The organism is Paenibacillus zeisoli, assembly GCF_003994465.1.
GTDB classification, from domain to species: Bacteria; Bacillota; Bacilli; order Paenibacillales; family Paenibacillaceae; genus Fontibacillus; species Fontibacillus zeisoli.
In genome coordinates this window covers 252169-276412 of sequence record NZ_RZNX01000003.1, presented here as the reverse complement: position 1 = coordinate 276412, position 24244 = coordinate 252169, and the positions used below count along the sequence as shown (strand labels likewise).

General features: G+C 52.5%; 11 protein-coding genes and 1 riboswitch. Of the genes, 8 read left to right on the top strand and 3 right to left on the bottom strand.

Annotated features, from left to right (window positions below; translation table 11 throughout):
* The first annotated feature begins 153 nt into the window (after window positions 1-153).
* From EJP77_RS10255 to EJP77_RS10220, 8 genes are all read left to right on the top strand, one after another.
* Window positions 154-3543 carry a tubulin-like doman-containing protein gene (locus tag EJP77_RS10255; protein WP_127199140.1) on the top strand — a complete coding sequence of 1130 codons (3390 nt, stop codon included), beginning with the start codon at window positions 154-156 and terminating at the stop codon, window positions 3541-3543.
* A gap of 3 nt (window positions 3544-3546) precedes the next feature.
* Window positions 3547-6123 carry a putative RNA-binding protein gene (locus EJP77_RS10250; RefSeq protein WP_127199139.1) on the top strand — a complete coding sequence of 859 codons (2577 nt, stop codon included), beginning with the start codon at window positions 3547-3549 and terminating at the stop codon, window positions 6121-6123.
* Between the two features lie 645 nt (window positions 6124-6768).
* A complete protein-coding gene (locus EJP77_RS10245) occupies window positions 6769-8046 on the top strand; it encodes a vWA domain-containing protein (protein WP_127199138.1) in 1278 nt (425 codons plus the stop codon).
* Between the two features lie 102 nt (window positions 8047-8148).
* Complete coding sequence (locus tag EJP77_RS10240; RefSeq protein WP_127199137.1) at window positions 8149-8799, top strand: beta-mannanase; 651 nt, start codon at window positions 8149-8151, stop codon at window positions 8797-8799.
* Window positions 8800-8824: 25 nt separating this feature from the next.
* Window positions 8825-10084, top strand: a complete 1260-nt coding sequence (locus EJP77_RS10235) for a TRAFAC clade GTPase domain-containing protein (RefSeq protein WP_127199136.1) — start codon at window positions 8825-8827, stop codon at window positions 10082-10084.
* Entirely contained in the window at window positions 10084-13608 is a 3525-nt protein-coding gene (locus EJP77_RS10230; RefSeq protein WP_127199135.1) for a GAP1-N2 domain-containing protein, read from the top strand. The genes EJP77_RS10235 and EJP77_RS10230 overlap by 1 nt, the downstream gene beginning before the upstream one ends.
* A gap of 308 nt (window positions 13609-13916) precedes the next feature.
* Window positions 13917-17303, top strand: a complete 3387-nt coding sequence (locus EJP77_RS10225) for an S-layer homology domain-containing protein (protein ID WP_127199134.1) — start codon at window positions 13917-13919, stop codon at window positions 17301-17303.
* 358 nt (window positions 17304-17661) lie between these two features.
* Window positions 17662-17761, top strand: a riboswitch (purine riboswitch).
* A gap of 121 nt (window positions 17762-17882) precedes the next feature.
* The gene (locus EJP77_RS10220; protein WP_127199133.1) at window positions 17883-19328 is read left to right on the top strand and encodes an NAD(P)/FAD-dependent oxidoreductase; all 1446 of its coding nucleotides are present in this window, start codon (window positions 17883-17885) and stop codon (window positions 19326-19328) included.
* 298 nt (window positions 19329-19626) lie between these two features.
* On the opposite strand, the gene EJP77_RS10215 is transcribed toward EJP77_RS10220, so the two are convergent.
* From EJP77_RS10215 to EJP77_RS10205, 3 genes are read right to left on the bottom strand one after another with little or no spacing between them, the layout of a single operon-like run.
* Window positions 19627-20634 carry an asparaginase gene (locus EJP77_RS10215; protein WP_127199132.1) on the bottom strand — a complete coding sequence of 336 codons (1008 nt, stop codon included), beginning with the start codon at window positions 20632-20634 and terminating at the stop codon, window positions 19627-19629.
* 2 nt (window positions 20635-20636) lie between these two features.
* Entirely contained in the window at window positions 20637-23354 is a 2718-nt protein-coding gene (gene cphA / locus EJP77_RS10210; protein ID WP_127199131.1) for a cyanophycin synthetase, read from the bottom strand.
* Window positions 23341-24165 carry a cyanophycinase gene (locus EJP77_RS10205; protein WP_185897308.1) on the bottom strand — a complete coding sequence of 275 codons (825 nt, stop codon included), beginning with the start codon at window positions 24163-24165 and terminating at the stop codon, window positions 23341-23343. Before EJP77_RS10205 ends, cphA begins: the two co-directional genes overlap by 14 nt.
* Between the last annotated feature and the right edge of the window lie 79 nt (window positions 24166-24244).

Genomic DNA, 24244 nt, shown 5'->3' with positions numbered 1-24244 from the left:
GCACACTTAAGATGTGCTTCGATTGCATTCACAGAACTCTTTTAATCGAGCAAGAAGGTACTTGAACCGCATATTTTATCGCTACTTAACGAACTCAATTTCGGAGCAAGCGGAGGAAAGCTGATCTGCTCCGACCACTTAGGGGGTCAACATATGAAACCGGTAGTAAGAGAACATATTCAGCAGCTCGACGTATCATTGGGCGGGGGGATCGTCAGTGAGAAGATTCGCGTCGATACCATCGACAATCCGATCCTCATCATCGGCCTTGGCGGAACGGGAATAGATGCCCTGCTGCGGCTGAAATATCAGATTAACCGCAGATTCAAGCTGCCAGAGGATCCGATCTCTAAGAAGAGACAGGAGAAGCCGGACAATGTCGAATTCCTTGCTTTTGAGACGAACGAGCAGGACCGCGGCAAACGCTACAAAGGCATCGGCCTCGATCCGATCAACGAATTCGTGCTGCTGTCCAATGCCGAGATCGGCGGTTTGCTGCAGAATCGCAGTATTCTTGAGCCTTACATTACAGACTGGCTGTCGCCAGAGCTCAGTATCACCGACGGCATGAACGGTGCCGCAGGGGTGCGGCAGGCGGGGAGACTGCTGCTTTTTACGAAGATTAATCAGGTGGTTCAGGCCATTGATAAGAAGATCAAAACGCTGTCCGTCGGCACCAACAAGAAGCTGATGGTGTTCCTGCTCACGGGATTGTCCGGGGGTACAGGCAGCGGGACGTTCCTGGATATTGCCTACATTGTCCGCGGCATTATCGAGAGGGACCACGGCTCGGCGGGGATTGACCGCGTAAATACGCTAGGCTATTTGTTCACACCGGATATTAATCTGGCCAGCAAGTCCTTAAGTGAGCATACCCGTGAATATATTAAAAAGAACGGCTATGCCGCACTGAAAGAGCTCGACTATTGGATGAATGTGGACAGTCGCGGCGAGCGGTTCCGTCAGCAGTACGGGAATATTCTGAACGTAAATTCCCCGCTGCCGCCGTTCAATCTATGCCATCTGATTTCGGCCACGAATACTGAAGGCAAGCTGCTGGAGAACGCCTACGACTACTGCATGAACGTAACGGCAGAGAACATTACGAACTTTATGGCCAGTGAAGAGAAACAGTCCGGCGAGGAATTCGCCATCCATGACTATATCAGCAACATTCGCACGAATATTGCGCAGATGAACAAGCTGTATCCGGCCAACTATGAATACAACATTATTGGTGCCTCGTCAGCAGTCCTGCCGATTGAGGAGATGACTACTTACCTGGCTTTCCGTTTGTTCGGCAAAATGGAGAAGATGTTCGAGAAAGCACCGACCCAAGACGATGTGGAAAAGTTCGCCCGCAAGCTTGGCATCGACCTGGATACGATGGTCAAGACGTTCGAGTCCCGCGTACCCGAGCCGCTTCCGGGCTACCAGAACAGCGAGCGACTGAGCTACAACAACGTGGTCAAGCAGCAGGTGGTTAATATGGATACCGAGCTGGAGCAGAACTTCCTTACTCGGGCTCGCGAGGAATACATTAAAGCGAAGAAGCAGCTTCCGGGTGAAATTGTAGGGCAATTCACGGATCAGATCCGCAGGTTGTTCCTGCATCCGGAACAGGGTCCGTTCTATGTCTCCCGTCTAATCTATACCGAAAAGGGCTTCAGCCTCCTCAAAATGCTGCTGTCCTACATCGAGACGCTCCGCGAGAACCTGACGCGGATTCCACGTGATATTGAAGCGGCCAGAGACCAGTCGGACGAGAAGCTTGGCGATGCCAAGAGCGCCTTCGTGTCCAAAGACAAGAAGAAGAACGCTTATATTGAAGCGAAGATCAATGAATATTGGCTGCATGCCGATGTGGAACGCACGGAGCAGATGATTGAATTTTACGAGGACCTGTACGATCTGCTGAACAAGGAGAATACCCGGATTTACAATGTGTTCACGGAGATTCTGAACGCGCTGAATTCGATTTTTGCCAAGAATGGAGACATCCTTCTGAACGGGGAAGAGCAGGAGGATCATAAGGGGAACAAGACGTACTATTGGAATATCGTCAGCGTGCCGGATATTTCTCAAGTGGTGGGCAGCCTCATGGAATCGAAGGATGTGGATGATCTGATCCGCGATTTCTCGCAGGAGCTGCTGGATCACTCTAATCAATGGATCAAGGAGCAGGAGATTGACATTGTCAGCTCGATCAGCGAGTTCCTGACCGACAAATTTGGGGATTTGATCACGCAATCGATGGAAGATTTCCTGCTGATGAAATACGGCCAGGATGAATCGATTGAGAAGTTCGTGGAGCGCAATATCGCCAGCAAGCTGGATGATGAGGCGGTTCCGGTCTTCCATTTGAGCAACAGCGCCGGCAATCTGTATTTTCCATCCTGGGGCTTCGTCTCGGTGCCGGTTCAGGCGCCAAGCATCCTCAAAGGGATTAAGAATTACCAGAACAATGCAGTGGGCAAGTCCCATTTCACCGTAAAAGAAAGCGAAGTCAAGAACCGGATCTTCTGGTTGAATACGAAGAACGGGGTACCGCTCTTCGTCTACACGCCGCTGAAGGTCTATGAAGAGAGCTATGAACGTACGATTCTTGACAAGGAAGGCATCGGTCGTCACCTGGTGCAGACCGACAAGACGAACTGGACTTACCTGCCATCTCCGATTCCAGAGAAATCATGGGGAGATGTGTATGCCAATCCGCGGGTGCAGGCCTACAACGCCCGGGTACGCAGTGAATTCGATCAGGCGCTTGAGCTGAAGGTCATTGCAGAGAAAGGGATTGACCAGAACACCAGCAACCGGTACGAGGTTGTTCTAACCAAGCCGTTCAGTTTGTCTGATGTGCTGCGCGCCTATGATATGCAAGTCTCTTCCAACAAACCGAATCTCGGTGAGGTGAAGCGGGCGCTGGGCGAGCTGAAGCGGCTGCTGTCCCAGGGGCTTGAGCGCGAGGGAAGCAAGGATATTTTTGGCAGCATTAATGAGGATATGGCCAAGGAGAACCTGATCCGTTCACCAGAGCTGATCACCCGTGTCCGCGAGGAGCTTGCGAAGTACAAGGCGATCCAGGAGCAGGCGGCTGCTCTGGAGGCCTTGCTCGGACAGCATCAGGATGAGGAAAAGTGGCTGGATCAATTCATTGAAGCCTTATATACAAGTACGATTACGAAAAAGGGCGCTTTGTACGTGTACGATCGTGACGAGGAGGAAGAAGCTTGGGAGCCGTTCGCGAATCTGATGAAAAGCCGGAATTTTGCCGAGTTCGAAGTGTATGGAAGCTTCCGCGCCCTGGACGAGAAGAGCCGCAGTACCCTGCTGCGCAAGGCGTCCCGCAGAGACGCGGAGCTAACGGCTTCCGAGGATATTACTCCGCTCCTGTCCAAGCTGGATGAGCTGTATGAAGCGTTCTTGGATGCAAGAGACCGCCTGGAATATGAACGGGTGGAGCTTGCGAACGGAGAGGAAGCTTACCAGTTCTACAAGCAAATGACCACCAAGCTCAGCGATATTCGCAGAAGGTTGAAGTAGCCTATGAGACAGCTACTGGAACAGTATGCGGCCGATTACGCGGCGGCTGAGGAAGGTCTGACCGGGAAGCAGGATGACCAGAGCAGCATTCATTACCCTGCAGTGTACCTGTTCATTGGCGATAAGGTGGCAGATGCCATTGATCCGATCATTCGGATTCATGATAAAAAATGGGATAACAGTGCAGGAGTCATGTATTTCCATCTGACTTCACAGGAGGGAGCGGCGGCAGGGGTTACGGCCGCCTTTTCCCCTTCTTATGGGGAAGGGAAGGTGCCAGGCGGAGAACGAGATGGCGCAAGAGATAGCGAAAGAGAACGATATGGATTAAGAGTAGAAGATGGCGAACGGGATGGAATAAGAGAATTAGAGGGAGTGAGAGTACGAGAAGGAGAACGAGATGAAGAAGGAGCACGGAAGTGGGAGCGGGAGCATCCTCGGGTTGTGCGGTACCGCATACCCCGCATCAAGTCGGAAGAGTCAGAGATCAATGTGAAAACCCTTCGGCCGGATACGTACCGAGCATTTTATCAGGAGCCGGGCTCCGTGCTGGAATTGAACAGGGCGCTGCGCCGTGTCAGTCAGCGGATCGCAGATTATGGGCGCTTATACTCTTCATTCGATCGTATTCATCTGTCTGTCATTACACAGGCGGGGGATCCGCTGAACGTATTCGTACCGGAAGTTACGGTGCTGGCAAATACGATCTTCGGCCAGTCTTTCAAGTCGGTCCAGACCGACTTGTTCACCCTCATCAGCGAAAGGGAAGATGCGGAGGCGTTCGGGTACAGCGGGGCTGCGGGGATCGCTTTTCTGAGAGAACTGGATATGATGCAGCAGTCTGATTATACCTTCTCGGGACCGCTGCTCATGACGGAGGATGGACTCTCCATCCCGGTTACACATTCTGCTTCTCCTCTATTTGATCTGGTCTACGTGCTGTCTGACAAGAACGAGCGCGGGGTCAGCTCGCCCGGCGGGCTGCGGGATAATGACGAGATCATCTCCCAGATCAGCCTGCTGAAGAACCGTCAGAAGAAAGATTCGCTGTATGACTCGGTCTCGGGTGCAGCCTACAATAACATGAGCTTTAAAAATAACATCATGACTGAATCCGGCCGCCAAGGTTACGTCTCCGCCGGATTCTCCAAGGTAAAGCGTCCGAATGAGTCCATTGCGCTGACCGTGCTTTACCACTTCTACCGACAGCTTATCCAGCGGATGAACGGCCCGCTGGAATGGAAAAACAGCGATAAGCTCAGCTTCTTCGGTCTGGACCCGGATTCACTCGCCGAGCAGGCGCGGCGGATCGTCCCGGACGAGACGCGGCTGGATGACATGAATGGCATGATGACCCACGGGGTCAGCTACTCTTCCTTGAAGTCGATGACGCTGCAGGAAGCGGAAGCGGCGCTGTTCGGGGATGGCGGCGAGCTGTATTTCCAGGGCAACTATGTTCGTGAAGCGGATAGAGCGCTGGCCGCGCTCCGGCTGGATGAGGAACTAGAAGCCACGGTCCGCAGGAGCCGGGCTCTTCACCCGCAGGTGGGTCTGTTTCACCTGGCGGAGTGGACAGATGAAGCAGGCGGCTCAGGCAGCCTGCGCGAGGCTTACCGCTCACGGATCCGTGAGCTGGCGGGGCAGGTGGAATCCGCGAAGGCGGAGCTGGTCCAGACCTATCAGGGTCTGGTGCACGACCAGCCTTTTCAGCGGCTGCCGATGATGGATAAGCACAATGTGCGCAGCTTCATCCGGTATTTTATCGATCATATCTATGCGCTTAAACTGTATATTCTCCGGCTTGAAATGGAGCTTAAGCTGGCCCGTCAATATGAAGTGGGGCTGGATCTGCTTCATGATCGGTTCAGGAAGATGACACAGCAGCTTGAGGAGCTCGAAGATACCCTGCGGAGCAGCGCGCTTCAGAGCATTCGGCTGGCTGATGACTACATTGGCCAGAACATCATGGAGTATTATGAGCGGGTTACCGCGGATGTCCTGATCGAGCTGGAGGCACGCCGGGGAGCGGACATTCTGTTCCAGGACCGTTATATGGGCAGTCCCGCCGAGATGCTGAGTGGGGGTATTCAGGGCTTAACAGAGCGTATGATCGCGGTATGCCGCAGAGATATCCTCACCAGTGAGCCGTTCTCGCAGACGTTCGAGGAGGAGCTGCTGCGGCGGGCCAATGTGACGGTTGAGTACAACAATAAGCAGGTGCTCTCCAAGGATGAGCTATTTAAGAAGCTGTACCGTACCCTTGAAGAGCACGCCGTGATTCATGTGCGGCTGTTCGATTATACACATGAGCACCGCTATGAGGAGAAGTATTTCTTCGGGGATGCGGGCAGTGAGTTCATGCGGTACGCACTGGGCGCGGATGAGACCTCCCGGATCTACAAGCTTGGCATGGTCCATGAGAACCGGAGCAGCGGGGTCGAAAAGCTGTGCATTATGGGCGGCTTTCACCTAGAGGACCTGATGTTCTACAGGAACGGAAAAGTCTACTACGAGACCTATATCCAGAACGGATATGAGTTTCATAGCACCGATCCAAAGCTGCTGCCGGAGCTGCGTTGAATGGTTATCTAGGGATGAAAAAATAGCGGAGGTAATCGATATATAAGCGAGCTTAAGAATTGCTCCTGGGCAAGAGTGTGAAATGATTCTGGAGAAGCGGAGCGCTCGCCTTTGTGCCCGGATTTTTCCCTTGTATAAATTCAAATAAGAAATCTGGGCGCAACAGCGATCGGAGGAACATTTCACACGGCTGCCTGATTGTGCATCAATAGAATAGTTCAGCTTCACTCTAATTTGTTGCTGGGTTTTCATCCGGAGATAAAAAATAGCGGAGGTAGTCGCTATATATTTTGAACTTAAGAATTGCTCCTGGGCAAGAGTGTGAAATGATTCTGGAGAAGCAGAGCGCTCGCCTACAAGCTTTCTGAAAGAAAGCTGCATCGGAAGCATGTCCTTTGTGCCCGGATTCTTACCTTTTATAAATTTAATAAAGAAATCTGGGCGCAACAGCGATCGGAAGAACATTTCACACGGCTGCCTGGCATGTGCATACAGGGTTTAGCTTCATCTTTGCCCGATATGTGCACCAAAAGTTCAGCTTCATCTTGATTCGCCTAATTTCTCCATCCTAGGATGAATAGTGGCGTAGAAACTCGCTGGTTTTCCATCCAACCGGATGACTTATAGAAAGGGTGCATGCCTACAATGCAGCGTAAATTCAATCTGCTCTTAACATTGTTCAGTCTGATTGGAGGGGTAATCGGCTTCGCCATCGGGGAGTGGCTGCTCGCTGAATTGGGCGGAAAGTGGCCTAATCTGCTGATCATAGGTCTATATTTCGGAATCCTTGCCCTGTCGGTGGGACTCTCCTGCCTGATTGCGGAGATGATCCTGCCACGGCTTAACGGAACCTCCTGGCGCCAGCGCTATGTGGATGCTTCGTGGAAGCTGCTTGTACCTGCCACTCTGGTGATGTTGTTCGTAGTCTCCCTTGCGCTGGAGTTCGTCTATGAACTGAATGGCGGAGGCGTAAAGCAGGTCAAGGATATCGCCATGGTGATCGACAGCTCCGGGAGCATGAAGCAGAACGATCCGAAGAATGATCGCTATGAGGCGGCCAAGAAGCTCGTAGACAAGATGGACGGGGACAAAAGAGTCGCTGTCATCACATTCAACGATGGAGCCAATATCATACAGCCTTTCGTCCGCCTGAGTGATCAGGCTGCGAGAACCGGGGTCAAGTCCGCTATCGATTCCATTCCTTCAACAGATGGGGGAACCAACATCGGGCTTGCCCTGACGGAGACGATGAAGCATATCACAGACCAGAGCCAGGGCGGTCAAGGCACGATGGTTATTCTGCTGTCTGACGGTGTCAGCAATGTGGATCTGAACAGCACCTTGGCTGAATATAAGAACCGTCATATTGCGGTGAATACGGTTGGACTGAATCTGGTGGATTCCAGCGGCTCCAATCTGCTCCAGACGATTGCTTCACAGACAGGTGGAAGCTACAGCGATGTATCCAATGCGGGAAATCTATCCTTCGTATTCCAGCAAATTTACGATACCCTTGGCGATCGCACGTTGATCACCGAGCGAACGGGTCCTGCGGCAGACAGTGTCTATTATGCGATTGTGCGAATTGCAGCCCTGCTGATTATTGGCGTAGCGCTGGGAATTGCCCTCGGGCTGATGTTCGACAATCGGTATCTGGCACGAAGCTTTGGGATTGGCGGTGCAGTCTCTGGACTGCTGGCCGGGCTCATTCTTGAGCTGGGTCTCAGCGGTCACGAGCATGCCGATGTACTCTGCCGTCTAACAGCGGACGTGGTGCTTGCCGCTGTGATCACGCTGTTCGCCTGGATCGTGCCGATCAAGGAGCATTATCGCTCTTCCCGCGGAAGGGCGCTTGCCGGACAGACTCGAGGCGTAGGAAGCTTCGCCGGGGGATCGAACGATACTCGCAGCAAGGGTTTTTAATAGCTTGAGAAAGAACATTGTACGGCATAATTATTTATCTTGAGTCCATTCCATATGAGAAAAAGACTAGACATCAAGCAAGAGCCACAGGAGGCGAAAATCATGCGGTTGATCGATGGGGATAATCCATCTGCCCTGGTAATCAGTGAACTGACTCACCGGGTTGATGAGGACAAATGTACCCTGCGCTGGCGCTGGCCTGAAGGTATTCAGTCCGTGTATATTCACAAGGCACCCGCTGGCGCTGGCGCAGCAGGATTTTCCGAAGAGCTTCCGCCGCTAAGCGCACTTCGGCTGTACACTCGCGATGAGTATAAGGCCAACAATGGTTACCATGACCGGATTCAGGAGATCGGTCAGCTTGAATATACGGTGTTCGCCGGTTGGACCGAGCAGGGTGAGGTCGTCCTGGTTCGCCAGCGTGACGGAAGGAACCGGACCATAGCCAGTACGGGCAAGGCTAGAATCTACTATTCGGTCCGCGAGAAAAGCGGACTGTTCAGTAAATACAAGACGGTACAGATTACGGTGACCTCCGAGGTTCCGATTGCCAAGGATGTGCTCTGTTATGTGAAGAAGCAGGGCGGATATCCGGCAAGTAAGGAGGATGGAACGGTCTATCCGTTCGTTACTCCGTTTGCGGCAGGCAGAAATGTACTGCCTGTCATCGAAGTCGGCAAGCAGGATCATGTCCGGTTGTTCTTCACGGATGGACCCAGGTATGGCCATACGTATGTACTAATTCCGGAATAACAGGCATGGAAGGAGGAAGGAAGTTATGAGTTTTTTCAATATGTTCAAAAAGAAACCTCAGCCGGCCCCGCGCCCGCTTTTCTACGATATCGTGTGTCCTTACTGCTTCAGCAAATTCTCTCCGGAGGAAGTGGTGTTCCGGGCAGCTCATCACCGGGAGGACGATGAAGATTATGCCCTTGGCGAGGACTATGAGCTGAACAAATACCGGGAGCGCTTCGGACTGGATACCGTCTATGATATTGAAGCGATTCTGCACCCGCGAGATATTCATGAGGAGCACCACATGTATTCGGACAATGTGCTTATTGGCCTCAGTGACCGGTACGGTGTGGTTACCCGGCGCAGACTCTGCCCAAGGTGTCACAACGAGCTGCCGGTGACGGCAGGGAAGGTGCCGAGCAATATTATCTCGATTATCGGAGCCTCGCAGGCAGGGAAATCGGTGTATATGACCTCGCTGATTCATACGCTCCAGCATGAGACCGCCGACCACTTTGGCGCGGCCTGTATGCCGCTGAATGCCGAGATCAGCCGCAAGTTCCGCTCCTCCTACGAGGAGCCGCTGTTCGAGCGGGGAGACCTGCTCGCATCCACGCAGAAGGAGAAGATGCAGGAGCCGTTTATTTTCCAATTCGTATTCAAGGATGAATCCAAGCCGCCGCTGACACTGGTGTTCTTCGATGTGGCGGGTGAGGGCATGGTGGATCAGGATTACCTCGGACTGCACGGCCAGCATATCAAGAATTCCGCCGGCATTCTGTTCATGGTCGATCCCCTGCAGATCCGTTCGATCCGCGAGAAGATCCGCATCAAGCATGGCGACAAACCCGGCGAGTGGGTGTCGCAGTATGACGAACCGCGCGATGTGGTGCTGACTTTATTCGGGGATTTCATCGCCTATGAGGATAAAGGGAAGACCGATATTCCAACCGCGGTCGTACTGACGAAGAGTGATATGCTGCATGCGCTGGCAGACGAGGAAGGGGAATACATTAAGAAAAATAGCAATATCTTCAACAATGCCGTCCACCGCCGGACGCTCAACTTGACGGAGTTCGAGAACATTGACGGTGAAGTTCGCCACTTGATCGAGAAAGTCGATCGTCCATTCAAAGGGACGATGGATGTGTACTTCAAAGACACCGCCTATTTCGCGGTCTCGGCTCTCGGAAGCAACCCCGTCGATCAGAAGCTCCAAGGTGTCGTCAGCCCGATCCGGGTCGATGAGCCGTTCATCTGGCTGCTGTACAAGCTGAATTACATCGAGGGGAGTGAAGCGTAGTGAATCACTCCGCTCCGATCCAGCAGCAGATCTATACCCGCGCACGGCGAGGTATCTTTCGTCAGACAGAAGGGTTCGATACGGTAGCGAAATCTGCGGGTCTTGAGGCCTCTTTTATCAAAAAAGTACTGCATCCGTTCTGCGTCTACGATGCACCCGCCGAGCTTACTGCACGCGGTGAGAGGGATAACGCGGCTTATCCCGGCGCCGTTCATTTGTTCCATACGGAGAATGGGGATACGGTGCTGGGACGCAGCATTTATCAAGCTGCTGATTTTACAGGTCTGCGCAGCGCATTCTTCACCCATAACTATGTCATTCCTGCTTCCCGCTCAGAGGAGCTGGTTCGGAATTACCGCTCCTATCTCCATGCCAATTTCCAGGACAGCTATGATATGGAGCAGGGCGGGCAGCTTCCTGTACTGGATCAGCTTCCTGTAGACCGGGCATCACTAGACAGCGGCAGGGTGAACCCTGTGCAGCTGCTGGAAGAACTGCATATCCCGGAGACGATGTTCAAGCAGCTGCTGTCTGCAGTCATGTCCTCGGCAGTCAGCGGACGCAAGGTCTATGTGGCGCTGGATGTCCCGGCTTCCTATGTATCGGAAGCGGCGGTACCCCTGCTTGAGCTGGTGTATGCGGCCCTGCCTTACAGCTATCGGAGGAAGCTCGGTTTCCTCACGTATGCCAAAGAGCCGCAGAGCCGGAAGGGCATCCATATCTCTTTCGTCGAACGCGGCAGTCTGCGTCATGGGGACCGCAGTATCGAGAAGGACTATACCTTCGATCTCGCCTCCGGGCGGGTGACGAATGTGGAGCTCGACTGGACAAAGCAGCCTTTTCTGGACCTGGTCTGGTCCCGGATTGGAAGGTTGGATCAGTTGGAAGATTTCCACCGGTTCGCGGATATTATGCTGAAGGATATGGGTCCTGAGAAGGCGATGTCGATCTCCAGTTATCATGAGCTTAGTGTGCTGTACCAGATTGAGGGAGGTAATGAAGCCCTCTACGAGGATCATAAAATTGCTGTGCTCAGCGGAATGCTGGAGTACCTTCGCCCAGCCGGCGCACTTCCGGCCAAGGAGCGGCTGAATGACCTGTTCCTGGCCCGGTTCGACCTCGAATTTGATATCGTCAAATCCGGCATGGTCCCTGAGCTTGCGGTGGCCGAATGCATCAAGGATTACTACCGGATCGATTCGAAAAATAATGAACGTAAGATCGTGGAATATTTCATACGTGCGGCGGTCAACGCGGTTAAGAACAAGAGCGCCTTTGCGGGAATCTATGCCCTAATTGAGAATCACCCTTCTCTGTGCAAAGCCTACTTCGATCAGGTGCTGAAGGATGACCAGCTCACTTCGCTGCTCTACGACCCTTACATGGAGGGGAGGCTCCATGCTGCTGAAGGGGCCCGGGAAGTTGTGAGTCTTGTACAGGAATGGGATCGGCTGTATCCGGGGATATGGGACAAAAGTGCGCTGAAGGAGCTGGCCCGGTCGGAACTGACCCGGAAGCTTAAGGCGCAGCAGAACCTTGCTGCGGCCGTGAATGAGGTGCTGCTCATGCTGGGCGCTCACCGGGAACCGGCCAGTGAGGCGGGCCGGTATGAGGAATGGCGGGAGCAGAAGAGACAGCTGAAGATGAAGCAGCAAGGGGGAGAACCTGCGAGCCTGGCTGGGCAGGATAGTGACCCTTGGAGTACGAAGAAGAGGCCAAGCAGGCAGCAGGTCAAGCAAGCGGAGGATACTAGGGAAGCTTGGGATACAAGGCAAGCTGAGGATGCTAAGGAGTCTTGGGGTACAGGGCGAGCGGAGAATACCAGGGAGACCCGGAGCACGAGGGAAGCTCAGGGTGCGAAGGATACCATGGCCTTATTCGGCCAGGGCGAATCTGGCAAATCGGCGGGAGCCGAGGGCCAACTCGGATTTGGAGCCACAGGAATCTATGCCGTCCTTGATGAAGCGGCCCGGCGTGTGCTGCTGATCGAGCTGGATCTCGATAAGATTACGAAGAAGGAGCTCCTGAGCCTGAACTGGCTGGCGGAGACAGGTAGAGATTATGGCTCACAGCGGCTCGATGGGCGTCTGAAATCCAAGCTGGCTATGCTGCAATCCTTATTTGCCTGGTTCAGTGAGACTGAACCCGATGTGCATGTGTTTGACGGACTAAAGCCTGCCGAGATGGATCAGGTCCAGCAGGCCGGCCGCAGATGGTTGAAGGATGAAGTGAACGCTGATCGGTTCGACCGGCTTACCCTGGTGTACTACCGGGGAGGAGCTGACGACTCCCTAGATTATGCTCCGCTGGTTGATGCCCTGCGAAATTATGCGGGGAGTCCGGGTGCGGTGTACCGGTTCTTCCACTGGTCGGCAGGGCAGCCATTGTATCTACGGGGAAGCAAGCTCGCTCCGGCTTATGAAGCCGCCATCCTGGCGTATTTCCGGAAGCATGACCGAGATGCGTTCAGGAAGCGGGCGAACTGGAAGGAGTACTTCGACAAGGCCAGCCGGACACTGAAGCCGGTATATGAGAAAGCCAGTCAGGAGCTGGCTTCTCCGCTGGCAAGGATGTTCGGCAGAGGCAGGAAGCCGATCCTTTTCAGTGTTTTGTTCCTGCTGCTGCTAGCCGCCGGAACCTTGGGTATTCTCCAGCTGTCAGGAGCCTTCGATAAGAAGGTACCTGCAGCCGTGGTTCCTCCGGTCGTGGACAAGCCGGAAGTAACAGAGCCGGCACCTGTAGTCCCGACACCAGACCGGGCCGTCTACGCCGAGCAGGTGAAGGACGAGAACGGCAAGGAAGTTACAAGACTAGTGTTTCTATTCAAGACGAGCGCGGAGTGTGAGGCTTTTCGGGCCAAGTCAGTTACTGTAACTACGCCAGAGGCGAAGAGTCAGGAACTGAAGCTTTCCAATCTGACTCATGAATGCAGCAGCGGCAGCTCTGCGGCGGATGGCGAGGCTGATGCGGAGACGACAGATCGTGCGAATCCGGCAAATATGGGGATCGGAAGCAGCAAGGAAGCGGGAACAGCTAGTGTTTCAGCAGATGGCAAGGACACCGGCAAGGCAGCGGGAACCGCTGATGGAACTACCGATGATATTGTCAACGGAACAGCCGCTGGCAAGGATGATGGAAACGATGGTGGAGCCTCCGATGGGACAGTTAGCGGAACTGCGAGCGGAGGAACTGCGAACGGAACTACCCATGGAAACGCCGATGGAACTATCAATGGATCCACCCATGGAACATCCGATAAGACTACCAGCGGAGCTTCAAACATTAACGCCGATGACAGCAGTGAAGCCGTGTCTGGCGGAGCGGCGAAGGAACAATCGAAGACGGATGCACAGAATGCGGATAACGAATCCGAGAATGCCCCGGTTATTAATCCGGCTGCTTATCCCAATAAGCTGACAGCGATGCTGGCCAAGGCATACAGCATTCCTCCAGGCAGCAGAATTAGTGCGGCCGATCTGGAATTTATATACTTTACCAAGCCAACAGCGAACAGCGAGAAGTAATTGACACCACCTGCATGCATGGATGGATTACTTGGCTGAACGGAATACAAGAAATAAAGGAACATTGGACCCAGGATCTCTGACGAGATATACCCGAGTCTGATGTTCCTTTTTTACTTTTGCATAAATATTCGCTTCTCCCGGTGTAATTTCCGAATCCCGAATGAACGGGGTTCTACCGGGTAACTCCCTTTACATAATTTATATTCATCGTTCACATGCAGATGACATATGGGCTCTAGTATGGGGTGAGAACTTCGTAGTTTTATGTAAGATTTTGTATAAAAAGAGATGGAGGAGGCGGAGTTTTGTTTAGAGAGCTGAAGTTACGCAAGGTATCTGTATTCGTATTGGTCAGTATGCTGCTGTTGGGTATGCTGCAGCCGGGGGGAATTCCGAGTGTCCAAGCTGCCAGCGAGGCAGCAGCTGTTACTAGTCCAGAGTTTAACCAGGACGGAACCGTTACCGTGCGCACCTATTCACTTAAGTCTGAGATGTATATTAATGGCAATTTTACGAACTGGGGGACATTTAAACCAATGACTCCAGACGGCACGGTTCAGGTGAACGGTGTGGATCAGAATGTTTTCTCTTATCAACTGAGCACAGAGGACTTCAATAAGACAGGCGGAGTCGTTCAGTATAAGTTCATTCCGCAGGCTTCTTGGTCGGGAGGAGACTACGTTGACTTTCTGAACAACAGCCCGAAGGTTGGGGGCAACTCTGCGGCCTATTTTCTGAAGGTGGCCCTTAACCAGAAGCAGCTGCAAGCGGGGCAAAGCACACCAGTTGAGGCGTTTCGCTACTTGTCTGACGGCTCTAAAGCCGATCTGACGGGAGCAGATGTCACCTGGACGAGCAGCAAGCCTGAATCTGTAACCATTTTAAATGGAAAAGCCGAGGTTGCCCCTGGCACTCCTGTGGGAACTGTAACGATTACCGGTGTCTATCAAGGGGTCAGCGCGACAACTGCTCTGGAAATCGTGGATACCCTCCCTGTTCCGAAGGTGAAATCAGCAGCCAATCTCACGGATTTGAATGACCGTCTGATGATAGGTGAGCCGACTCCGGAGATTACAGGTGAAGTGGAGGCCGAGGATATTACGAATGTGGCCGGAAAGGGAAATAACGTGGTGGCCCAATTGGGTTACCGTTATGAGACGGATCCGGATTATACGTGGGTTAATGCGGTGTATAAAGACGATGTAGGGAACAGCGACCGCTTTGGAGCCCATTTTACACCGGATCGTGCCGGCAAGTGGTATTATGCTATGCGCTTCTCCCTCGATAACGGAATAACGTGGGATCAGAAGATCCTTGGCTACAAGGTGAACAAGTTCTACGATGAACAGACCATTCTGAAGCCGTTCGATGTGCTGCTGACCTGGACGGGGGATGCGAAAACTACGCAGACGATCACTTGGAAGACGGATTCCAATGTTGCCCGGAATTACGTCCAGTATGCCGAGAAATCAAGCGTAGAGTCTTTTCCTGGAGTAAATATATCGGTAGAGGGTCAAGCCAAACCTTACAAAACGACGTACGTCACCGCAAATGTCAACGTCTTTTCAGCAACACTGACAGGCCTGAAGCCAGGCACTGCCTACGTTTACCGGGTCGGAGATGGGGCGAATTGGAGCGACACGGCTACCTTTACAACCGAGGCTGCCGCCGCTGCACCGTTCAAGTTCTTGATCTTTGGCGATAGCCAAAGCGGACGTCAGGAAGAGACGGATTACCGGAACTGGGGAGAGACGGTGAACACCGCTTATCAGGCCAATCCCGGAGTCAAGTTCATGGTCAACAACGGCGATGTCGTGGAAAAGGGAAGCTATGAGCACTGGCACAAATGGTTTGAAGGAGCCCAGGGCGTCATCGAGAACATCCCCGAGATGCCTGCCACGGGGAATCACGAATATTATTCAACCTACGGGGTGAATGAGCAGGCTGATAATTTCAAGATGCAGTTCAATCTGCCGCAGAACGGTCCTGATCGCTTGAAAGGCCTGGTCTACTCCTATGACTATGGCGACGTGCATTTCACCGTGCTGAATTCGCAGAATACGGAAGCTAACACCGACCAGAGCGAGAAGATGGGCGACATTCTTGCGGAGCAGGCGGCCTGGCTTGACAACGATCTGAAGAGTACGAACAAGAAGTGGAAGATCGTGTTCTATCACAAAGCCTCCTATTACAGCCGAAGCAGCCGGGATGTCGATGCCGAGGTAGTGAAAAAAGCTTTCCAGCCGATCATCGACAAATATCATGTGGATCTGGTATTTGGCGGCCATGACCATACGATTACTCGAAGTTACCCGATTAACAATAATAATTTTGTCGATAACACGAGCAAGGGGACTGTCTATTATATCACCGGCCGGTCGGGCAATAAGAATTATAATGATCCGTTCAAGCAGGTATGGGATGCTTATTACAAGAACGACACGGATGACACCAACTATCTTTTGGTGAGTGTGGACGGAGAGAATTTAACGGTAAAAGCAACGGAGAAGAATGGCAATGTGCTCGACTCCTACACCCTCAATAAGACGACCGGAACTCCAAGCCCGGATCTGCCGAAAATTCCGATCGAAAAGGCAGAGAATTTGTCTGCACTAACCAAACAACTCAGTGCAGGTACTAAAACGGACGATATCACGGCAGAAGTCAGTTCACAGAATGTGACGAATTATGTAGGACGTGGTGTAAATATTCAAGCGCAGCTGGGCTACAAGCTCAGTGAAGACGCTCAATATACTTGGGTGAATGCGGATTATGCCCAGGATGCAGGCAAGAATGACGTCTACCGTGCTAATTTTGTTCCGAATAAAGCCGGGAACTGGGATTATGTGATGAGATTCTCGGGAGATGGCGGGCTGACCTGGACATCTACGGATGCCAAAATCGTCAAGGCCATCGCCAACAATTCCGGGGGGAGCCCAGGTACGGGAGGCGGCGGTCAGCCAACACCGGCGACACCATCAACGCCAGCAACTCCTACAACTCCAGCAGCACCAACTGTTCCGGATAACAAGCCAGAGCCTGGCAAGGTTAATCCTTTCCAAAGCAAGGTGATTAACGAGGAGAAGGTAATCCAGGCCATTAAAGACTCCATTGCCGCCGCGAAGGATACAGCCGCCGCGTTCGGTGACATCGCGCAGCATTGGGGTCGCAATGACATCGCCCTGGCTGTGAAGCTGGGCATCGTCAAGGGTTACGAGAATGTCACGTTCCGTCCTGACGCCCCTGTAACCAGAGCCGAGTTTGCAGCTATGGTCTGCCGCGCTTTCGGAATGGAGACAGTTCAAGGGTCGGCATCGTTCCGGGATACGGCAGACATTTGGGCTTCAGGATACATTGGAACGCTGGCTTCGAAGGGTGTGATTAACGGTTATACAGATCAAACCTTTAGGCCGAATAAGGAAATTTCCCGTGCAGAGATGGTTACGATCCTGGGCCGTATTCTTGATTTGGGTCAGCTTGCGACCAGCACTAAAGCTTCTCTCACGGATGTAGGGAGCGATTACTGGGCCAAGAATGCGATAGAGGAAGCTTACAAGGCCCAGCTGATTCAAGGCGTAAATGCAACCCTGTTCAAACCGGACGACCGGGCGACACGCGCTGAGGCGATCACAGTTCTTCTGCGGGCATTGAAGAGCGACAGCTCCATTAAGCAGCTTATTGAACAGCAGTAGCTTAGTAATAGCGGGAGTCGCTGGGAATAGCAGAAACCGCTGAGGGCGGCAAGAACAGCGAGAATAGCGGAACAGCAAAGCCGCGGAATCGCTGAGAGTGGCGTGAGTGGCTAAGCTGCAAGCCTCCATTTCAATTCACCTGATAACGGTGTTGAAATGGGGGCTTTTTCTGCTGCTAATTCATTTTCCTGAACATGGTGGGCAAAGCTAAATTGTTCGTTTTTAAAGGACGAACTAGCTTTATTTCACTGATTGTCACAGTTAAAACTATAAAAATACGAACATTGTTAAACATACTTGTTGACACATTCGTGTTTGTTCGTTATGATTCTAAATGTCATCTGGCTTTGGTGGCACTTACAACTTCAAATTGACCATTCGTATATCCTCGATAATATGGATTGAGGGTTTCTACAAGGGACCATAAATTCCTGGCTACGAATAGGGTGCCTCAGCATACCTATTCACATATGGAGTGAATTTCAGAGCACAATGCTCGTGAGTTCATGACATACAGCCAGGATTTTTTGCGTCCTAATCAAGAGACTCATACACTAAACCGTATCTTCAGGAGGAACCATGAGTAAATATGATGTAATCGTAGTAGGTGCCGGTCCGGCAGGGATATTCGCATGTTATGAACTGAGCCTCAAGGCACCCAACTTGAAGGTGCTGCTGGTCGACAAAGGTCATGATATATATAAGCGGCGATGTCCGATCCTCGAGGAAAAGATCAAGCTGTGTCCGCCGGCTGCGGGCAAGAAGGAATTCGCAGGCTGCTTGCCTGCCTGCTCTATAACTGCCGGCTTCGGGGGAGCAGGGGCATACAGTGACGGAAAGTTCAACATTACAACCGAATTTGGCGGATGGATGACCGATTATATTGCTCCCTCCAAGGTACTTGAATTGATTAAATATGTAGACAGCATTAATCTAGGACACGGGGCTACGACGAATGTGACTGATCCATTGACGGATGCGATCCGGGGGATTGAGCAGCGCGGTTATGCCGCTGGACTCAAGCTGCTGCGGGCACAGGTGCGGCATTTGGGTACAGAACAGAATCTAGAGATTCTGAAATCCATTTATGAGTATTTGAGAACCCGAATTGATATGTCATTCAAGACGGAAGTTGAAGATATCATAACGACCAAGAATGAAGCAGGCGAGCTGCACATTGGCGGAATTACCCTTCGCGGCGGCGAAACCCATGAAGCTAATCTGGTCATGATTGCCCCGGGACGTGATGGTTCGGCCTGGCTCACTGAGATTCTGAAGAAGCGCCGGCTCAAGATGTACAACAATCAGGTTGATGTCGGGGTTCGTGTAGAGACTTCCGATGTAGTTATGAGGGAGATCAACGAACACCTGTATGAAGGCAAATTCATCTATAATACCTCGGTGGGTACCCAGGTGCGGACGTTCTGCAGCAATCCTTCAGGTCACGTGGTGGTAGAGAACCACAGCGGTGTGATGGCCGCTAACGGCCATTCCTACAAGGACCCGGCGCTGGGTTCAGCCAATACCAACTTTGCCCTGCTTGTATCCCACAAATTCACCGAGCCCTTCGACAAACCAAATGAGTATGCACGTGAAATCTGTCAGCGTGCGAATGACTTGTCGAATGGGGGAGTTATTGTACAAAAATATGGTGACATTATTCGCGGACGCCGCTCGACCCAGAGTCGAATTTCGGAAGGCTTCCTGGAACCAACTCTGAAGGAGGCGGTACCGGGCGATCTCGGCCTTGTGCTTCCCTACAATACGATGAAGAGTCTGATTGAAATGGTCGAAGCGCTGGAAAAGGTAACTCCGGGCATCGCCTCGGAACACACGCTGTTCTACGGCGTGGAGGCCAAGTTCTACTCCGCTCGTCCGAAGCTGGACGCTGCGCTTGAGACCGAGATCAAAGGTCTGTACTGCGGCGGAGACGGCGCGGGAATAACCCGCGGCCTGGCTCAGGCTGGAGCCGCTGGGGTATGGATCGCAAGAGGCATGATGGAGAAGGCCGGAATTACAGTATAGATATAGCCAGTTTGCGTAATGAATGGGGGAGCACTGCCTAACAGCTGCATGATGCAGCGGGGTGGTGCTTTTTTCTTATGGAACGATTCATGTAAGAAAATGTGACTTGCCGCCGGATGTGAAGTCAAGTCTGCAGAGACTGCTCGTTACGGTTCAAGGAACACAAAAAGGAACCTTCAATACCAGGTGAGATGGTGAAGGTTCCTTTTGTAGTTAGGCCAAAGGAGAAAATCGAAGAATCATCTTCGAGCTGGATGAATTATTTTGAAGACGTCAAATTTGATCAACTCTTATCTCTCTAAGCCTTCCGAAGTGTAAATACCGGCTCTATTCCACCCACAGCTTCTCCAAGATGGTTCTTGATCACCGGAGTCCGGTAGGCTTCGAGCTGACCCAGCTCTTCCGCTGACAGAACTCCAAGCTGACGCAGCACCTCCATGGCCGCAGGGTAAGCCGCGCGGCTGTTGCCGTCATCAATCTTCAAGGCAACCCCGATGCCTTGGCTCAGGAGTGCTGTACAGTGGACGCCTTCCGCGCCCACCTTGGTGATTACCTTGCCTCCGAGAACGCGAATGACATCGGTGTCATACTCCTCGGTTCCGCTGATCATCTGCGGATAAGACACCATCGCCTTAGTTATCCGCTTGATCGCGGAGGCTGTCTGCGCAGGAAGCTTCGAGGGATCAGCCAGCCGGGCATAGGCGGCAGCCAGCTTGTCCAATGGAAGCATCAGCGTGGGTATGCCGCATCCATCAACCGCTGAGCGAAGATCACCGTCCTGGGTTCCGGCCAGCTCCTTGAGCACCTCCCGTACCTGTGCCTGAACTGGATGCTTCGGATCACGGTATTGGTGCGGATCGCTGCCCAGATGCTTGGCCAGGGCAAGCAGGCCAGCATGATTGCCTGAGCAGTTGTTGTGAACAGGCGAGTAATGGCCTCCGCTGCGAAGCAGCCCCTCATAAGCCGGCTTGTAATAAGGCGCATGGGCTCCGCACATGAGCGCCTCTTCGGTAAAGCCAAGCTTATCCAGCACACTGAACACAGCTTCGGTGTGAATGGGTTCGCCATTATGGGAGCCGCAGATGACCGCAAGCTCCTTGTCAGTCAGTCCGTAGTGGTCCGCGGCCCCGGACTCTACGAGAGGAATCGCCTGAATGGGCTTGAATGCGGAGCGGGAGAACAGCGGCCTCGAGGGCTCACCCACTTGGTATAACAGCTGCCCGTCCTGGCCTACAACCGCGATGGAGCCGGTATGAAAACTTTCGATCTGATCTCCCCGTGTGACCTGAACCAGAATCTCTCCCATTCTTAGACCCCCCGCTTGGTTGGAGTGAAGGAGCTCTCTCCCTGGGCTGGCCGGAACCGCTGATTCTTCTTCCGGAACCTTGGGGAAGTCCGAACCTGTCCGGCTGGCTGCTTCTGCTTGATTTCCGACAGGAACTGCTCCACATGATCGAAATTATCGTGCACGAGCAGAAGCAGATCGCCAGGTTGGGTTAACTTCCAAGCCGCATGATAGGCTTCTTTTTCATCTAGAACGATATGAATCTCTGCCTGATCAAGTCCATTCTTCAGAGCCGAATCCCTCAGCAGCTGCGCGGCCTCCATCGGTGCTCTGCCCCGGAGGTTCTCATCCTCCTTGATTACAAAGAGGTCGGAATGCGAAGCGATCAACGATCCCATCTCACGGATAGCCTCATCGGGACGGTCACCCGCTGCGGAAGCGGCCGTAATCAGCCTGTTCATGCGCATCTGTGATAGCGTATCGTAAATGGCACGGATTCCTGCCGGATTATGCGCATAATCCGCAATAATACAGCGACCCTCGATCTGGGTGAGATTGAAGCGGCCCCGGTTCTGCTTCATGTCCGGGAAGAACGTGATGATGCTGCTGCGCAGCTCCGTGATAGACTTTCCGAGGGAGTGGGCTGCCGCCAAGGCCGCCAGGGCATTGGCTATATTATGGCGGGCGAATCCGTTAATGGTTATCGGAATGTCGCGGATCGGAAGAAATCTCCAGGTATGCCCTTCGGAGGCACATACCAGCCAATCATGATCCGCATACCATGCGGTTCTGCCTTCTTTAATGGCTTTCTGGATAACAGGATTATTGGCATGCAGGGAGAAATAGACGATTGTCCCGTCTGTATAGTCCGCCATAGCCACACAGCCCTCATCATCCGCATTCAGGATGCAGGTCCCCCCAGGAAGCACCACTTCCGGGATCAGCCGCTTCACTTTCCGGAGATCTTCCAGTGTCTCGATCCCATCAAGTCCAAGGTGGTCCTCCGCCACATTCGTCACAATTCCTACATCACAGTAGCGGAAGGCCAGACCTTCACGCAAAATACCGCCACGGGCCGTCTCAAGCACAGCGAGGTCAACTTCAGGATGGGACAGCACTTTCCGGGCACTTCCGGGACCGCTGCAATCTCCGGTATCGATACAGGTATCGTCGATCCAGACTCCGTCCGAATGCGTAAGGCCGATTCGGCGGTTCTCCTGCTTCAGCAGGTGAGCCGTAAGGCGTGCCGTTGTCGTCTTCCCGTTGGTGCCGGTCACCGCCACAATAGGAATGGCTGATTGTTCCTGGGTAGGGAAAAGGTAGTCGACGATAGCCGCGCCAGCATCGCGGCTAATTCCCTCGGAAGGGTACAAGTGCATACGGATGCCTGGGGCAGCGTTCACCTCCAGAATAACAGCTTCCCCTTCCTGGTAGGGAACTGTAACATCCTGGCTGATGATATCAATCCCGGCAATATCGAGCCCAATGGTCTGAGCGGCCAGCACGGCCAAATGGGTGTATGACGGATGAACCTGATCGGTTACATCAATCGCAGAACCGCCAGTGGAAAGGTTGGCATTGCCAATGACACGAATGACCTCGCCATGAGGAGGGATCTCATCCAGGCTGCGCTCCCTCTTGGCCAGGCAGCATTCAGCTAGCTCCATAGGGATTTTGCTCATCGGCTTCTCGTGATCTTCACCCCGGAGAGGGTTCTCATTCTCAGCTTCAATCAGCTGGCGGAGAGTCAGCACCCCGTCACCGGTAACGGCGGGCGGCAGGCGCAGGCTGGCAGCGACCAGCTTCCCATCAACAATAAGCATCCGGTAATCCTCCCCGGCATAATATCGTTCGATAATAAACTCGGTGTATCCGCTGTGCTCCTGGGTCACATAATCATAGGCTGCTTCCAGATGTTCAAGGTTTTGCAGGTTAGTAACCACGCCTTTCCCTTGTCTTCCGTCTACAGGCTTAATCACTACCGGATAACCAACTTTTTCCCCTGCCATCCTGAGTTCATCAGGGGTTTTAATGACAACTCCATTTGGTACTGGAAGTCTTGCGCCTTCAAGCAAGTTCTTCGTCATTTCCTTATCACAGGCATTCTCGACAGCCAGATAAGAGGTCTGACTGGAAATAGTAGCTTGGACCGATTTCTGCTTTCTCCCCGTTCCAAGACGAAGGAAGCTATCCTTGCCCACACGTTCAACGGGGATCCTGCGAGCGAGAGCGGCCTGGTAAATGGATTCCGTGCTCGGACCCAGCTTGTTGTCATAATATAGCTGGGCGGTCCGGGCGATATGAGGCTCAGCATCAATATGCTCTTCTCCGCTCAGAATGCCCTCTACAATCTGCATCGCACAGTGGAAGGCGTGAATACCTGATTCCTTCTCTCTGTAATCGTAAGTGACATAGTAAATACCCGGGCGGGTCTCGCTGGTAATGGTCTTTCCCCGCTTCACTTGAATGCCAGCCAGGTACTGAATCTCAAGCGCCATATGCTCCAGAATATGACCCATCCAGGTACCTTCCATAAGACGTTCTACAAACCCGCCAGCATAGCCCTTGGAGCATGTATGCGTTTTCAAACTTGGTATGATAGATAGCAGCCGTTCTGTGAATCCAGGAATCAGATTGGAGGGCTTATGCTCGAGCTCTCCCAGATCAAGCTCAATCCAGATCGTCGGTTTGAAGCTGTGAAGGTTAGGCCCTGAGAGGTATTTGATCTTATTGATCTTCATGATGTTCTCCTCCTGGAGCTTGAATAAGCTCTCGTGTAATCAAATCAAAGGTATATCCCCGGGCAAGTGAATGCAGTCTTACTCCCGAAATTGTAATATCGTGATTGTCACCATGGGAGGTGGTATCTACATAGGTCAGTTTCTTACCGTCAAACAAGCTTACCGAATGTTCACCCAGCACCTCGAATAACCTGCCTTCTTCCTTCACCCAAATTGCGGTGTTCTCGTCAATGCCAATCCCCATAATTTGCGGGTTGTGGGCAATGGCATTCATTAACCTTCCGAATCTGGCTCGCTGGGAGAAATGCTGATCAATGATGGCGTCCTCCATAAAGTCGAACCCTGCACCCATTTCCACAATGGTCTCATCTTCCGTGTCAACCGAAGACATAATCATATGGCGGCTCATAACGGAGGCTCCTGCACTGGTTCCGGCAATCATGAAGGCCTTCTGCAGCCACAGTTCCTTGAGTGTCGTATAGAACCGGGTACCACCCAGAATGCTGGTAAGTCTAACCTGGTCTCCGCCTGTGATGAATAAGGCGTTACAGTTCTGGAGCTGTTGTACGGTCTTGGGGTCTTCCGCTTTCTCGCGGGTATCTATATGAAAAAGTACCGTTTCAGATACACCCAATTCTTCAAAGATGGAGCGGTAAGTATCTCCTAACTCTTCCGGGTATTCTGTAGCTGTTGTAAGGATGCCGATCGGTCCATTCTTTTCCCGGGAAATATCGACAAACTTCTTGAGAATCTCCCGATCATTCTCCTTATCTTCATTGCCGCCGATGATCAACAAATCTCCTTTGGACATCCAGTACACCAACCTTTCCGTTATAGTAGAATCGCTGAGCGTAATCATCATTACCCTCGGGTATTTTCAAATGAACCAA